Origin of the sequence: Amycolatopsis sp. NPDC057786 (assembly GCF_042797905.1) — a bacterium.
GTDB lineage: Bacteria > Actinomycetota > Actinomycetes > Mycobacteriales > Pseudonocardiaceae > Amycolatopsis.
In genome coordinates, this window is record NZ_JBHVKW010000037.1 from 1 (window position 1) to 13390 (window position 13390).

14 protein-coding genes and 1 pseudogene are annotated in these 13390 nt (G+C 69.5%); 13 read left to right on the top strand and 2 right to left on the bottom strand.

Features of this window, described 5'->3' with window-relative positions; all coding sequences use genetic code 11:
* Positions 1–340 precede the first annotated feature (340 nt).
* Positions 341–655, top strand: coding sequence for a hypothetical protein (locus tag ACFVM3_RS20165; protein WP_378440629.1), 315 nt, complete (start codon positions 341–343; stop codon positions 653–655).
* A gap of 424 nt (positions 656–1079) precedes the next feature.
* A pseudogene (locus tag ACFVM3_RS20170) lies at positions 1080–1271 on the top strand (SRPBCC family protein); the annotation flags it as partial.
* 204 nt (positions 1272–1475) lie between these two features.
* Here the strand turns inward: ACFVM3_RS20170 and ACFVM3_RS20175 are convergent.
* On the bottom strand, positions 1476–2219 hold the full coding sequence (locus ACFVM3_RS20175; protein WP_378440757.1) for a hypothetical protein: 744 nt from the start codon (positions 2217–2219) through the stop codon (positions 1476–1478).
* 137 nt (positions 2220–2356) lie between these two features.
* On the opposite strand from ACFVM3_RS20175, the gene ACFVM3_RS20180 reads away from it, so the two are divergent.
* Genes ACFVM3_RS20180 through ACFVM3_RS20220 form a run of 9 tightly spaced genes read left to right on the top strand, consistent with a single transcriptional unit; the run spans position 2357 to position 10772 of the window.
* Positions 2357–2758, top strand: a complete 402-nt coding sequence (locus ACFVM3_RS20180) for a hypothetical protein (protein ID WP_378440630.1) — start codon at positions 2357–2359, stop codon at positions 2756–2758.
* Between the two features lie 35 nt (positions 2759–2793).
* Positions 2794–3351 (top strand): hypothetical protein, encoded by a 558-nt coding sequence (locus tag ACFVM3_RS20185; protein WP_378440632.1) that lies wholly within the window; start codon positions 2794–2796, stop codon positions 3349–3351.
* Entirely contained in the window at positions 3348–3704 is a 357-nt protein-coding gene (locus ACFVM3_RS20190; protein WP_378440634.1) for a hypothetical protein, read from the top strand. The genes ACFVM3_RS20185 and ACFVM3_RS20190 overlap by 4 nt, the downstream gene beginning before the upstream one ends.
* A gap of 30 nt (positions 3705–3734) precedes the next feature.
* Entirely contained in the window at positions 3735–5237 is a 1503-nt protein-coding gene (locus ACFVM3_RS20195; RefSeq protein WP_378440636.1) for a pyridoxal phosphate-dependent decarboxylase family protein, read from the top strand.
* Positions 5234–6325, top strand: coding sequence for a cupin domain-containing protein (locus ACFVM3_RS20200; RefSeq protein ID WP_378440637.1), 1092 nt, complete (start codon positions 5234–5236; stop codon positions 6323–6325). Before ACFVM3_RS20195 ends, ACFVM3_RS20200 begins: the two co-directional genes overlap by 4 nt.
* Complete coding sequence (locus ACFVM3_RS20205) at positions 6322–7002, top strand: type 1 glutamine amidotransferase domain-containing protein (RefSeq protein ID WP_378440639.1); 681 nt, start codon at positions 6322–6324, stop codon at positions 7000–7002. The genes ACFVM3_RS20200 and ACFVM3_RS20205 overlap by 4 nt, the downstream gene beginning before the upstream one ends.
* Positions 7003–7018: 16 nt before the next feature.
* Positions 7019–7843, top strand: a complete 825-nt coding sequence (locus tag ACFVM3_RS20210; RefSeq protein WP_378440641.1) for an alpha/beta fold hydrolase — start codon at positions 7019–7021, stop codon at positions 7841–7843.
* The gene (locus tag ACFVM3_RS20215) at positions 7840–9597 is read left to right on the top strand and encodes an amino acid adenylation domain-containing protein (RefSeq protein WP_378440643.1); all 1758 of its coding nucleotides are present in this window, start codon (positions 7840–7842) and stop codon (positions 9595–9597) included. Before ACFVM3_RS20210 ends, ACFVM3_RS20215 begins: the two co-directional genes overlap by 4 nt.
* 11 nt (positions 9598–9608) lie before the next feature.
* Entirely contained in the window at positions 9609–10772 is a 1164-nt protein-coding gene (locus ACFVM3_RS20220) for a cytochrome P450 (protein WP_378440645.1), read from the top strand.
* On the opposite strand, the gene ACFVM3_RS20225 is transcribed toward ACFVM3_RS20220, so the two are convergent.
* A complete protein-coding gene (locus ACFVM3_RS20225) occupies positions 10736–11650 on the bottom strand; it encodes a LysR family transcriptional regulator (protein ID WP_378440647.1) in 915 nt (304 codons plus the stop codon). The genes ACFVM3_RS20220 and ACFVM3_RS20225 overlap by 37 nt on opposite strands.
* A 73-nt stretch (positions 11651–11723) precedes the next feature.
* On the opposite strand from ACFVM3_RS20225, the gene ACFVM3_RS20230 reads away from it, so the two are divergent.
* A complete protein-coding gene (locus ACFVM3_RS20230) occupies positions 11724–12614 on the top strand; it encodes a DMT family transporter (protein ID WP_378440649.1) in 891 nt (296 codons plus the stop codon).
* Positions 12615–13041: 427 nt separating this feature from the next.
* Entirely contained in the window at positions 13042–13326 is a 285-nt protein-coding gene (locus tag ACFVM3_RS20235) for a hypothetical protein (protein WP_378440651.1), read from the top strand.
* Positions 13327–13390: the final 64 nt, after the last annotated feature.

Here is a 13390-nt window from a genome sequence, read left to right on the forward strand (position 1 = left end):
CGCCACCCGAACATCCCGCGGCAACCAACGACGACGTATCCCAGCCACCACAACACCTCCACATCAGATGCTGCGACGACCACTAGAACCCAAGCTGCTGTCGTGGGCGGTCGAGCAACAGTGGTTGGACAAGCACGAAGCGGCAATCCTCACCGCGCGGTACTTCGGCGACCAGATCGATCAAGTACGGCGTGATCGCCGCGATCTTCCTCGGGATCCTGCTCAACCTCGACGGTGTGTCGGGCATGTTCGGCGCCTGGTTCACCAAATGACCTCGCAACGGGCACGCGGAGATGTCCTGATTGGACGGTCATATACAAGGTCGCGGCATTTTCCGCGAATGTTCGGACGGATGCCCGGCCGGGACGGCGGTACCTGCCTGGTGGTCCGTACACGGTCACCGGTCACTCAGGGCGTGGTCTTCCTCGTCCTTCTGCTGGCGGTGTGGAAGCTGCCGCTCCTGGACTGGCTCGGCCCGGCGCGCTGGGGCGTGCCGCTGTCCGCGATAGCGGTTCGCCGCGCGCGGATCGAGTCGCGGACTCCCGCTAGCTGGCTGATCGGCCTCGTTACGCATCTGCTCGCGCCATCCTTCTCGCCGGCAGCGGCTGGCGTGACGGAGGCCGTGCCCTGCTGCGAGCCGCAGGCGCGGCGCTGAGCGCGGGACTCGGCGTTCCGCCGCGTCCTGCGTCGGCTCAAGCTGTCGTTGAGGCGCAGGAACTGGCGCGTGTCATCGAGCACGAGCTCGGTGGTGCGATTTCGCTTCGGGGACCGACCTTCGGCCCGCGGCCAACGACGTGGCCGGTCGCGTGGCGGTGCTCGACCCTGCTCTGGATGCGGTGGTTGCCTGCGCAAGGACCGCATCCAGAGGACTAAACGCGGAGCACTGGTGTCGCGTGATCCTGCTTGCTTGACGTTGGGTTTCGTTCCTCAGATGGACATCACGCGAGATCTCCGTCCAGTCACGTGTAAGACCTGCAGGATCACGCGACACCAGGTGACTCTCACCGACGCGAACGGTGCCGAAGTCGCGCGACCGTGTCCGGTGACACACGGAGCTCCCGCTCAGGGGAAGGTTGCGCATGATCACCGAAATCGACAGCGAAGCACCGGTGGTGGCCCACAGTGAAATCGTCATCGACGCGGCACCACCGCGCGTGTGGCGGTTGCTCACCGAGGTGTCCTCGTGGCCGGACTGGCAACCCGACATCACCGCCGCTACCGGCGATAGTCCTCTTCGGACAGACAGCGTCTTCCGCTGGAGCACGGCCGGGATGGACATCGAGTCCACTGTGTACTCACTACGGGCACCGCGCCGGATCCTTTGGGGAGGCCCACCTGCGGAATCACCGGCATCCATCTGTGGACGGGGCGCCGGTACGTTCCGACGTCGACGGTATGCGCGCCGCCTTCCGCGAATCCCTCTCCGCTTGGCTCGTCCACCTCAGGAAGGCCGCGGAGAACTCCCGAACCCCCGCTCACGATCCGTTCCACCGATAGTGATGACTCGGCCGTCCGACCCTGCCGTGCCGCACGGACATCGTCGCTTCCCCGTGGTTGACCAGCTGTCGCAGATAACGTCCCGCGGCGACCGTCGACAGTCCGCACCGTTTGGCGATGTCGTGGACCGACATCGTGTGATTGTGCTGGCGGAGCACCGTCGAGACCTGGTCACGGGTGCTGTCGGACGCCGCCCGGCTCCGGGCGGGCCTGGTCCAGTCCGACGGCAGGAATTCGTCCACGACTCGCTGGGAGAGCTGTTCGTCCGGCGGCAATCGGGCCAGTTTGCGGGCCCTGTCCCGCCAGCCCGCCGCCCGCTCGCTGACCGACTCCGCGTCGAACGGTGAGACCAGGCACGCCAGGACGCCGAACCGCCCGGCGTTGCGGACCAGGGAGGCCTTCGGATGATCAGTGACGATGACCAGGTCACTGTTGTGGCGCCCAGGATCTCGGAGCCGGTGAAGCAGGGTCAAGCCACCGTCTGGGATCCCGTCCAGGGACAGCACCATCAGGTCGGGCTGCACGTCATCGAGGAGGTGCAGCGAATCCGTCGTGTCGTGCGCACCGAGCAGGGTTTCGAGGTCCGGAACCTTCCGCAGCCCGGCCACGATCGTCGCCTGATGCGGTCCGCCGTCGCTCACCAAGACCCGGTACGGGGCCGCCGTGTCGTCCGAACGGACGCCGGGCTTACGCTCGATGGCCTGCCGATCGGTTACCCCCATGTAGGTTGTATACCAATTATCCCGACAGCTGGCAAGGAACTTTCGGCCCATTCGGCGGGCGCCGGTTTCTAAAGTTTTTAAACGTCGCCCAATGCTCCGATCAGGTCTGCGAATGCCGAACTCTTGACGTGCTACTAATGCGTCGCGATGCTGGAGATCGCAACCCCGTCCGGATATTAATGTCGATTGGGGAAGGCAACCAGAGAATGTCGACGGAAATCGGAGATGGCTCCGCTTTGCCCGATTTCGGATTGGTCACACCGGTTTCTCTCCCCGCGGACGGCCGTGTTCCCGATTCGGTCACCGGCGCGGCGACGGCCGCGGAGTACGACGGCTACTTCCGCATCGCTCGCGAGGCGGCTGATCTCGGCGAGTGGACCCGGAGCTGTCTGAGTACCACAGGCAAGCTGCTGGACGACTTGCCGTCCGGTGGTCTGACGGATTCGGAACGGGCCGACCTGATGCGCGGCCTCGTCCTCGTTCTGCAGTCCACTTTGGAGCGTTGGCTGACGGTCGTGGAAACGGCCGACGGCCGCTGAGCTCCGACCCGTGAGTACGCCCAGGGAGCCCACCCATGCCCCAAGCTTCCGCGCTTTTCCCTGGTTACGCCGACGCCGTCCGCCGGTGGAAACTCGGCCACCAGGTGTTCCACTTGCAACTCATCGTCATGAACAGCACACTCGCCGACCTCCACGCGGCGTGCGGGCAGGCTCGCTGGGAGGAAGCGGATCGCCTGCTCCACGGCCTCACCCACCTTTACGACGCGGCCACCGCCAGCATGAAATACGCCGCGGACTTTCCGCCGCACGCCTACCGGGAGCTGATCCGGCCCTCCATGGGTGAACCGTTCCTGAGCCCCGGATTCTCCGGAACGCTCAACAACGACCATGGCCTGATGCTGGCGGGCCTGCGTGAACTGCGCGCCCGGCTGCGGGATCACCGCGACGCCGGGAGGCTGCCGCGGAGCACGGCGGCCGCGGCCAAGGCGCTGTGGTCCGCGCAGGCCCGGAACCGGCGCCACCACATGCTCGTCTGCGAGCGGTTCGTCCCCGGTGGCGAGTCGCAGCTGCGGGAATTCCTCAGCGGCCAGGACACCGCCGAGCACTCCGATCGCGAGAAGGGACAACCATGATCACCGTCAAGGAAACGTGGTACCTGCGTGCCGACCTGACCGACCGGGCCGTGGAACTGATGCAGGAGATGGACGACCTCACCGGGCCCAACGCACACGACGATCCGGGCTGGTCCGGGCACGCCCGGTTCTTCCAGCGCCAAGCCGACCCCCGCCAGGTGATCATGATCTACCCGTGGCGCAGCCACGAGGACCACGCCCGGTTGCGCGCCGCCGAGGAATCGCTTCTCGCCGACTTCCACGCGAAGTACTGCACACGCGAGCGGGAGATCGAGTACCTGGACGAACTCGCGGTGGAGGTCGAGGGCGAGCACGGGCACGGCCACGCGCACGGACACGCGCACGGCCACTGAGGCGCACCGACCGGACAGAAAGGACTCCCCTTGATCGGGACCGACGAGCCGCCCGGTGATTGGGCGCCCGAGGAGCTGGAGAAGAACGGGCAGCTTCTGCTTGCCCGCCTCCGGGAGCACTTCGCCGCCATCCGCGCCACACCGGTGACTTCGGATATCTCCGCCGCCGAACTGCAACGGCGGATCGACGCGCCCCTGCCCGAGGAGCCGACACCGTTCGAGCAGGTCCTCGCGGACACCTGGTCCGACGTGGTGCCGCATCTGGCGCTGTGGCACCACCCGAACTTCCACGCCTACTTCAGCAACAGTTCGAGCGGTCCCGCCATCCTGGCCGAGACGCTGACCGCCGCGCTGAACGTCAATTGCCAGCAGTGGCGGACCGCACCCGCGGCGTCGGCGGTCGAACGCCTGGTGCTGCGCTGGCTCGCCGAACTGGCGGGCTATCCCGCCGACGCGGACGGCGTGCTGGTCAACGGCGCGTCACTGGCGACGATGTACGCGCTGGTCGCGGCACGCGACGCGCGGAGCGAACTGCGGGTGCGCGAACGGGGGCTCGCCGGGCGCGATCTCCCGCGGATGCGGGTCTACACCTCCGATCAGGCGCACAGTTCGGTGGACAAGGCCGCGATCGCCCTGGGCATCGGGCTGGACAACGTGGTGCGCCTGCCCGCCGGTGACGGCCTGCGGCTCGATCCGGTGGCGCTCGCGGAGACACTCGACCGGGACATCGCCGACGGGGTCCTGCCCCTCGCGGTGTGCGCCACCGCCGGGACGACCTCGACCGGGGCGATCGACCCGGTGCCCGAGCTGGCGCGAGTGTGCGCCGAGCGAAACGTCTGGCTGCACGTCGACGCCGCCTACGGTGGATTCTGGCGGCTGGTCGAGAGGCTGGGGCCGGAGCTGGCCGATCTCGCCGCGGCCGACTCGGTGGTGGTCAACCCGCACAAGGTGTTGTTCTGCCCGATGGAGGTTTCCGCGCTCTACTGCCGGCGCGGCGGGGCGCTCGCCGACGCGTTCCGCCTCGTCCCGGAATACCTGAGGACCAGCCCCGACGAGGGTTCGGTGGACTACATGGACCACAGCCTGCAACTGGGCAGGCAGTTCCGGGCGTTGAAGGTGTGGTGGGTGGTCCGCTGCTTCGGCAGGGCCGGGCTCGCCCGGCGGCTGACCGACCGGGTCGACTACGCCGACTGGTTGCGCTCCGAAGCCCACGCGAATCCCGAGTGGACGGTCGCCGCGGAATCGGTGCTTCCGTTGGTATGCCTGCGTTACGACCCCGGCACGGCGCCGCCGTCCGGCGTCGATCGACGCGAATGGGTCGACGGCCTCAACGAAAGCATCTGTGCGGCGGTGCACCGGAGCGGCCGGTCGTTCGTCTCCCACACCGTGCTGGACACGGGCTACGTGATCCGGGTGTCGATCGGCAATATCCAGACCACCGGCGAGGACATCCGCGATTTGTGGTCCCTGCTCAAGGAAACCGCGGCCCAGTGCCGTGACCGTACGTCCGGCGCACCGAGGAGGACCGCATGACCGGCACCGTTCCTGACACCGACGAGGAATTCTACGCGCGGCTGGCCGAACTGAGTACCGAAGCGCGCTGGACGGCCGAGGAGGGCGCCTGGTCGCCCCAGCCCGCGTCGGCCGCGATGTTGTGGCGTTACGCCGACTTGCGTCCACTCGCGCTGCGGTCCGCGCAGTTCGTCCGGTCGGACGCGGCGGCTCTTCGCGTGATGACGTTGAAGAATCCCGGTGGTGCCGAGCAGATCGCCACGCCGCACGGCAGCGCGCCCGCGGTCGGCCATCTGTACACCGGTCTGCAGCTGCTCAACCCCGGCGAGTCGATGACGGCGCACCGGCACGCGGCGACGGCGCTGCGGTTCATCATCGAAGGCACCGGGGCGTGGACCGTCATCGGCGGTGACCGCGTCGAGGCCGGGCCGGGGGACTTCATCGTCACACCGAGCAGATCGTGGCACGAGCACGGTACGGACTCGCTCGAAGAGCCGGTGATCTGGCAGGACGGCACGGACGACCCGCTGGTGAACACGCTGGACGCGAACTTCTACGAGCTGCACCCCGATCTGCACCAGGTGCACGGCAAACCGATCGACGCCTCACTGCGCGCACACGGAAGCGCGCTGCTGCGGCCCGATCGGCGCCGGGCCACGCCCGCCTCGCCGCTGCTGCACTACCCGTGGGAAATGGCCTACAGCACGCTGCGCGGCTACGCGGAAGTCACGGACGGTTCTCCGTACGACGGAGTGCTGATGGAGTACCAGAATCCTGCCACCGGCGGCCCGGTGACCCCGACCCTCGGCGCGGCGTTGCAGATGCTGCGCCCCGGCGAGCGCACCAGGGCGCATCGCCACACCGGCTCGGTGGTGTACCAGGTCGCCAAGGGCCGCGGGCATTCCGTGATCGCCGGTACCCGGTTCGACTGGGCACCGCACGACATCTTCTGCGTTCCGTCGTGGGCTTGGCACCAGCACGCCAACGACGATCCCGACGACGACGCCTGCCTGTTCTCGTTCACCGACCGTCCCGTTCTGGACGCACTCGGACTCTACGTCGAGGAAGCGCCGGACGGGGACGCCGATTCACCGGGGAGTCCGACATGACCACCGCCTTGTTCGCCGTCACCGCAGCCGACCGGCTCAGGCTGGCGGACGGTTCCGAGCACCCGTGCGGCTACTGGCCCGAGGAACTCGTCACGCCGCACAAAGTACTGCGTGACGCGGGAATCGACGTCATGGTGGCCACCCCCGGCGGCGTCGCCCCGACCCCGGACCCGGCGGGCATGGCACCGGAATGGAAGTCCTATTTGGACACTGTCGGCGATCTCGCGACACCGCGGTCGCTGGAGGACATCGAGCCGAGCGAGATCGACCTGCTGTTCGTTCCCGGCGGGCACGCGCCGATGGCGGATCTGGCCGAGTCGGAACGGTTCGGCGCGTTGGTCGCCGCACTGGTGGTGAAGGGGACGCCGGTGGCGGCCGTCTGCCACGGACCCGCCGCGTTCCTGCCCGCCAGGGCCGCGGACGGCGGCTGGCTGTTCGACGGGTACCGGATGACCGTGTTCACCAACGCCGAGGAGCGGGACACCGGGCTGCACGAACGGATGGCCTGGCTGGCCGAGGACAGGCTGCGTGCTGCGGGCGGCGTGGTGTCCGCCGCGGCCGAACCGTGGGCCGAACACGTCGTCGTCGACAGGACCCTGCACACCGGCCAGAACCCGGCGTCCGCCGGACCGCTGGCGCAGGCCCTGATCCGGACCGTCGTCGCCGTCCGGCGATGAACGAAGGGAGACGGCAGTGCCCTTGACGACGATCAACGGGATCCGCCTGTCCTACGCCGACCGCGGCACCGGCAGGCCCGTCGTGTTGCTGATGGGGACCGGCGCGTCCGGCTCGGTCTGGGAGCTGCACCAGGTGCCGTCGCTCCTGGCCGCCGGGATGCGGGTGATCACGCTCGACAACCGCGGCGTACCGCCCAGCGACCCCGGCGAGGACGGGTTCACCATCGACGACCTCGTCGCCGACGTCGCAGGGCTGATCGAATCGCTCGGGATCGCTCCCTGCGCCGTGGTCGGGACGTCCATGGGCGCCTACATCGCGCAGGAACTCGCACTGGCCCGCCCGGACCTGCTGGACCGGGTGATCCTGCTGGCCGCTTGCGGCCGCAGCAGCCTTGTCCAGCGGACACTGGCGGCGGCGGAGGCGGAACTGATCGCCGCGGGGACCGAGCTGCCGCCGGGATATCGCGCGGCAGTGCGGGCCTTGCACCACCTAGGGCCCGCCACCTTGGCCGACGACGAGCTGACCGAGGACTGGCTCGACGTGCTCGCGAAGGCCGGGCCGACCGGGCCGGGAATACGGCACCAGTTGGCGGTGAGCGCGCTGCCCGACCGCCTCACCGCCTATCGGGCGATCACCGTGCCGTGTCACGTGCTGTCGTTCGAAAACGACATCGTCGCGCCGCCGAGCGCGGGTCGCGAACTCGCGGCGGCCATTCCCGGTGCCACGTACGACGTGATCGGCGGCTGCGGCCACTACGGGTATCTGGAGGATCCGGACGCGGTGAACCGGTATCTCGTCGACTTGCTGAGTGACCGGTCCGCGCTGGAGCGGAGCGCATGACCGCCTCGCCCACCGAGGCGCGGCTGCCGTCGCCCCTCGACGCGCCGACCACCGCCGCGCTGTTCGAGGCGGTGGCTGCCTCGGCACCCGACCTGCCCGCCGTGCTCCACGGCCGCGCACGATTCGGCTACGGCGAGCTCAACACCCTGGCCAACCGGTTGGCCCGACGGCTGGTGCGACGCGGTGTCGGGCCCGAGCAGCTCGTCGCGCTGATGATGCCGCGGTCGGTCGAGTTCGTCGTCGCGATGCTCGCCGTGCACAAGGCAGGCGGCGCCTATGTCCCGATCGATCCGGACTATCCGGTGCGGCGCCGGTCGTACATGGTGACGGACGCGGCGCCGCGGTGCGTACTCCGGTCGCCCGGCCAGGACGTGCCGGGGAACGGCGAGATACTGGACGTCGAGCTCTCGGAACTGACATCGGGGTCCGCGGCCGACCTGGACGACTCGGAGCGGTCGGAGCCGCTGCGATCCGATCACGCCGCGTACGTCATCTACACGTCCGGATCGACCGGACAGCCCAAGGGTGTGGTGGTGCCCCACCGCGGGATCGTCAACCTCGCCGCCGACTACGTGCCACGTCAGCGGCTGACCCCCGACAGCAGGCTGCTGGCGTTCGCTTCGCCGAGCTTCGACGCATCGGTCGCGGAATTCTGGCCGTCGTGGGCGGCAGGCGCCTGTCTGGTGCTGGCGTCGAAGGATCGCCTGATTCCGGGTGAGCCGCTGGCCGGGCTGATCCGGGAGCACGGCGTCACCCACCTGACCCTCCCCCCTTCGGCTCTGGCGCCGCTGGCGGAAGAGGGCGGTCTGCCGCCGGACCTGACGCTCCTGGTGGCGGGCGAAGCGTGCCCGGCGCCGGTCGCCCGCCGCTGGGCGCCCGGCAGGCTGATGATCAACGCGTACGGCCCGACCGAGACCACGGTCGCGGCGACCGCGAGCGATCCCCTCGACGGCGAGGGCGCCCCTCCCATCGGCAGGCCGATCCGAGGGACCACGGTGTCTCTGCTCGACGATCTGATGCGGCCGGTCCCCGACGGCGAGATCGGCGAGATGTACGTCGCGGGTCCCGGTGTCGCCCGCGGGTATCTCCGGCGGCCCGAGGAGACCGCGCGACGGTTCCTTCGCGATCCGTCCGGGCCGCCGGGTAGCCGGATGTACCGCACCGGCGACCGCGCGAGGGTCCGGCCGGACGGGCAGCTGGAGTTCGTGGGCAGGGTGGACGACCAGCTCAAGGTGCGGGGCTTCCGGATCGAACCCGGCGAGGTGGAGTCGGCGCTGCTCGAGTCGGCCGGGCTGGCACAAGCGGCGGTGGGCGCGCACGAAGACCGGCTTGTCGCCTACGTGGTGACCGCGGCGGAAGGCACCGTGGACGCCGAAGGTGTCCGAGTTCGGTTGCGCGATCGGTTGCCGGAGCATCTGGTCCCGGATGTGGTGGTCGACCTGCCGCGGCTGCCGACCACGCCGAACGGCAAGGTCGACCGGGCGGCCTTGCCCGCCCCCGGAGCGGGCGCGACGGGACGGCCTCCCACGACGCCGACGGAGATCGCGCTGGCCGATGTCTTCGCCGAAGTGCTCGACGCGCCCGAAGTCGGGATCGATGAAAGCTTCTTCGACATCGGCGGGCACTCGTTGCTCGCCACCCGCCTGGTCGGCCGGATCCGTTCGGCGCTGGGCGTGCGGCTGAGTGTCAAGGCGTTCTTCGAGGCGCCGAGCGTCCGTGGACTGGCACGGGTGCTCGACGAGCGGACCGGGTAGCGGGGCAAGCGATGGACTACGGCGACCCCGACCTCTACACCTCGGCGGAACGGCACACACGCTGGCGGGCGCTGGCGGCCGCCGACCGGATGGAATGGAGCGCGCCGGGCAGCTCGCCGACCGGGTTCTGGTCGGTGTTCTCCCACCGCGCGTGCGCGGCGGTCCTCGCCCCTTCCGCGCCGTTCACCTCCGAATACGGGATGATGATCGGCTTCGACCGGGACAGTTCCGGCGGCCGGATGATGGTCGTCACCGACGACGGCCCCCACCGCGGGCTCCGCAAGCTGGTCGGACCGCTGATGTCGAGGGCGTCCGCGCGGTCCGTCGCGGACCGGGTGGACAAGGAGGCGGACGAGCTGCTCGACCGCGTGCTGGACGCGCCGTCGTGCGACGTCGCCGCGGAATTCGGGCCGCGCGTCCCGGCGGCGGTGGTCTGCGATCTGCTCGGGATACCGCCGGACGACCAGGACATGCTGATCGGGCTGACCAACCATGCCTTCGGTGGCGAAGACGACCTCTTCGACGGGATGACGCCCCGGCAGGCACATACCGAGATCCTCGTGTACTTCGACGAACTGATCACCGCTCGGCGTCGCCTGCCGGGTGACGACCTGGTCAGCGTGCTGCTCGGCGACGGTGGCCTCGACGCCGACGACGTCCTGCTCAACTGTGACAACGTGCTGATCGGCGGCAACGAGACCACCCGGCACGCGATCACGGGTGCGGTACACGCCTTGGCGACGACACCCGGTCTGCTCGAAGTGGTGCGCGACCGTGGCGACGATCTCGGTCCGGTGGTCGAGGAGGTACTGCGGTGGACTTCGCCCGCGATGCACGTCCTCCGGGTGACCACCGTCCGGACTGTCCTCAATGGACATGAGCTCGACGCGGGCACCCCCGTGGTCGCCTGGCTGCCCGCCGCCAACCGGGACCCGGCGATGTTCGACGAGCCCGACGCCTTCCGCGTTGATCGCAGGCCGAATCGGCACCTCACCTTCGGACACGGCGCGCACCACTGTCTCGGCGCCGCGTTGGCCAGGGTCGAGCTGGCCGTGGTCCTGCGTGCGCTGGCGCGGCGGGTGTCACGGGTCGAGCTCGCCGGTGACGTGAAATGGCTGCGGGCGATCACCGTGCAGGGCTACCGGGCGCTCCCGGTCCGGTTCACCGCGTCCTGACGGGAAGCCAGCGCGGCCAGCAGGGCGCGTACCGGCGGGCCCTGATCGTCCTCGCGCCAAGCGGCGCGGATTTCGCGGTGCAGGACCGGTCGGGTGCGGACGAACCGGACCCCCTCCGGGGCGGGTCGCTGGGCCATCCTGGGGACGAGGGCGGCGGTGAGACCCGCGGCGACCAACGCGAGCTGGGTCGGGAATTCCGTGACGGTGAACCGGATGTCCGGCTCGACGCCGAGGCCGCGCATGGTCTGGGTGAGCGTCACGTCGGCCTCGGTACCCGCCGGGCAGCAGGACCACGTCTGCCCGGCGAGGTCGGCGAAGTCCACAAAGGACCGGTCGGCGAGCGGGTGATCCGCGGCGAGGGCGACTTCGGCCGGTTCCCGCACGAGGGTGCGCACGGCGACCCCCGCGGGCAGGAGCGGCGGCCGGACCTCCCAGCTCTCGATGAGCAGCACGGTGAGCTCGTCGGTGAGCAGCCGGGGCATGAGATCCACCACCTCGCCGTCGCACAACGTCACGACGAGCCGCGGGTGCTCGGCGACCAGCTCGGCCAGCACGTCCGGGAGCAGCGCCCGGATCGCGCTGCCGACCGACCCGATCTGCAGCGGTCCGGCCACCTCCTGGTCCAATGCGGCGAGGTCGGCTTCGGCCGCGGCCACCTGGGCGAGCACTCGCACCGCGTGCTCGGCCAGCAGCCGGCCGGCCCTGGTGAGCCGGACGCCGCGGCCCACAGGTTCCAGCAGCGGACGGCCGGTCTCCCGCTCCAGCTTGTTCAGCTGCTGCGACACCCCGGACGGGGTGATGTGCAGGATTTCCGCCGCACGGGCGACGGATCCATGCTTCGCGACCATGGCGAGGGCTTGCAGACGGCCCAGGTTCATGAAGCGATGCTACCGATTTCCCCCTACGAACATTTGCTTTTGCTGTACGGCCCGGCTGGGCATAGTGAACGACATGAGCGTTCAGGCACCGGATCGGCACCGCGCGGCCGCACTGCGCATCACCGGGGGCGCGGCGTGCACTTCGGTGTCGGCCGGGTTCGCCAAACTGTCCGGTGCCACGCCCGGCACCACCGCGTTCCTGCGCTGCGCCATCGCACTGGCGGTCCTCGTCCCCCTGGCCGTCCGGGAATGGGGGCGGGTCGGACCGCGGCCGTGGCGGCTGGTGCGGTTCGACCTCGCCGCGGGGGTGCTGCTCGGCGTCGACTACGTGTTCTGGGTGGCCAGCATCCAGGACGTCGGAGCTTCCATCGCCACCGTGCTGATCAACATCCAGGTGGTGGTGTTCCCGCTGCTCACCTGGCTGTTCCTGGGGTCGAAGCCGTCGGGGCGGTTCCTCGCGCTCGCGCCGTTCATGCTGATCGGCGTGACCATGGCGGCCGGCGTGATCGGCGAGGCCGAGCCGGGCACGGACCCGGTCGGCGGCATCGTGTTCGGCACCATCGCGGGCATCGCCTACGCGGGATACCTGTTCTTCATGCGGCGAGGCAGCGGCCAAGGCCACGCGGTGTTCCCGGTCTGCGCTTCCACGGCGGCGGCCTGTCTGGCCGCGGCGGTGGTCGGCGGCCTGTGGACGGGGATCGACCTGGACCTCGAACCGTCCGCGTGGCTGTGGCTGATCGCGCTCGCGCTGATCGGGCAGGTGCTGGCCTGGCTCCTCATCGCGGGAGCCCTTTCCCAGGTCGCGCCCCAGGTCAGTGCCGCACTGCTCCTGCTGCACCCGGTACTGGCCGTCCTTTTCGGTGTCCTGGCCCTGCACGAGCGGCCCACCCTCACCCAGCTGGCGGGCTGCCTGCTGGTGATCGTCAGCGTGTGGGCGGTGAGCCGGGCGCCGCGCGGTGGCTGAAGCCCCTATCGGATCCGGCGGTCCACCGCGCTCCAGTTCGTTTCCCACGTCGTGCCACCGTCCGCCGAGAACGCCTGCTCGAAGCGTGCCTCGTCCGGATTCGGGCGGAAGACACGGAAGCGCACCTTGATCGGGCGGCCCGAGCTGGTCGTCGCCGTAGAACTCCCCTACGCCGTCAGCGGCCGACAGCGATCACCAAGGCTTCCGTGCACGGGTACCTGAGATGCTCGTGCGAAGGAAGAAGGTCGATGACGTGACGTAGCCAGTTCAGCAGTTCCTGCTTGGAGTCTGCAAGCACGTCGACATCTTCTCGTGTCCTCTTAGCGGCTCCTCAAGCACCTCGCTTCGGGCGCACAACCTGTCGGCGTCGCAAGTAAGTCGCGCCGTCGCCAGTCACAGCACCTACGCGCTCGTTATCTGAAGCCGGGTGCTTAAGGCCCGCCAGCTCACCTTCGTCAACCCGACCGCCCGCATCAGCGTCCCCACACCCCACCCGCGGGCTCCGCCGTCGGTCGACCTGTCGGCGCTGCGCGCCGCGCTCGACTCCGAGGACCCGACCCGCGCGGCGCTGGCCGCGCTGCTGGCATTCCACGCCATCCGCATCTGGCAACTCTGCGCCCTGCACCTGACCGACCTTCGCGACGGACGACTGCACGTCGACGGCCGGGTCATCCCGCTCGCCGCACCTGTCCGGCTGCGGCTGGCTGCCTAGCTGACCTGTCGGCAACGGTCCTGGCCCAACACCGCCAACCCACACTTGTTCATCCACTACCGCA